Source organism: Campylobacter sp. CNRCH_2014_2452, from assembly GCF_025772865.1.
GTDB lineage: Bacteria > Campylobacterota > Campylobacteria > Campylobacterales > Campylobacteraceae > Campylobacter_D > Campylobacter_D lari_D.
The window spans coordinates 1-1,650 of sequence record NZ_JAKMSX010000025.1 but is presented as its reverse complement, the minus strand read 5'-3'; the positions used below and the strand labels follow the sequence as shown (position 1 = coordinate 1,650).

Here is a 1,650-nt window from a genome sequence, read left to right as displayed (position 1 = left end):
AAAAATTCCAAAACTTTAAGTCATTTTGCTAAAGCTTATAGGGGTAAAATACTAAGAGTATTAGCAAGTAAAAATATACATAATAAAGAAGCTTTGCTTAAAAATCTACCTAATGATTTAAAAATAAAAGAAATTAAAATACAAGGATTAAAAGAAGAGATAATTTTAGATATAGTAAGCTAAGCCTTTTGGCTTAGCTTTTATAATTAGAATTTGTATAGAGCTTCAAGTCTGATGAATTGATCATCGCTATCATGAACACCATTGGTGTTATAATCTTCAGTTAAGTAAGAATAGAAGCCGCTAAATGTAAGTTTTGGACTATATGCGTAAGATACTCTTGCAATATATTCATTTTTATCTATATCATGACCAACTTGTTCAGATTTACCACCGATATAATCAAATCCTACTCTAACAGTTTCAGCAAAAGTATAACCTAAACCTGCAAAATAGAAGAAGTTTTCACCTGTACTACCTCTTAAATCACTACCTTCAGAATAGAAAATTTGCTCACCTGGAGCGATTACTCTACCTTTATCTTCTAAAACTACTAAGCTAGCTTTGTCTTTTTCACCATAACCAACGATACCTGCTTGGAAATCAAAAGCAGAAATTTGTCCTTGTAATTGAGCAGCGTAGAAATTGCTATTATCTAGACCTAATTTTTCTTTATCACTATCTAAGCTATTTCCTAAGTATTGAGCTTGGATTTTGAAGTTAGCCATATCATTGAATGCAAATTTATAGCTAGCATCTACTGCATATAAAAATGCCCAATTATTTGAATAAGCAGCCCATACTTGGAAAGCAAATGGATCAAAATCACCTAATACAGCAGCACCATATAAAGAAGTATCAGCAATACCTAAACCTGTAAAATCTCCATCGCTTGTAACATTGAAGCTATCAAACCAATAACCAGCAAAAGTTAAACCTTCGATAGAATTATTAAGAATTTTAGCTCCTGTTCCTACTGCATCATCAGTCCAAATAGAACCAACTTCCATTTTACCAAAGATTACATTTGTAGCGTAAGCTTCATTAGTATATTCTAAGTAAGCTTGTTGAACTGCAAAAGTACTATCAGTATCAGTTTCAGCTTTAGCATTTGGGCTATTAAAACCAAGTTCACTTGTACTATATTGGAATTGAACAAAAGCTTTGAAGTTATCATCTAAAGCTGCTTTGAAATTTAATTGAGATTTAAATTTATGCTTGTTTTCTTTAGAGCTGTTGTAACCATCTACAATTGTATTGCCAATATCTCTTCTATCAGATTCAAATCTATATCTGAACATTCCTGATACATCAACATCTTTTATAGCTTCTTCAAGTGAAACAGCGTTAGCTGCTGAAAAAGCACCTGCAGCTAAAGCTGCTACTAAACTAAGTTTAACTAGTTTCATGAGAATTCTCCTTATTAAAATTAAAACTATGGCTTGTATTATAGCATAGTTTTATATAAGAATTCTTAAAGTAAATAAAAACGATAAAAATATATTAAAGGGTTGTATTTATAGATTGAATTATCTTTAAAGATCTAGTTTGAAACTAGATCTTTAAAAACTAAGGAGTTATCTATGAATGTTTGCTTTTACAAGTGTAATTATGCTCTTTGATAGTTAATGTTTGGAAACTGAGGGTTTA

The 1,650-nt window shown here is 30.5% G+C and carries 1 protein-coding gene and 1 pseudogene; one reads left to right on the top strand and one right to left on the bottom strand.

What is annotated here, in order from left to right:
- Nucleotides 1-183 (top strand): annotated as a pseudogene (locus L8X38_RS08350) (peroxide stress protein YaaA); the annotation flags it as partial.
- A gap of 23 nt (nucleotides 184-206) precedes the next feature.
- Here the strand turns inward: L8X38_RS08350 and L8X38_RS08345 are convergent.
- Nucleotides 207-1,409 (bottom strand): major outer membrane protein, encoded by a 1,203-nt coding sequence (locus L8X38_RS08345; protein ID WP_263661764.1) that lies wholly within the window; start codon nucleotides 1,407-1,409, stop codon nucleotides 207-209.
- Nucleotides 1,410-1,650: the final 241 nt, after the last annotated feature.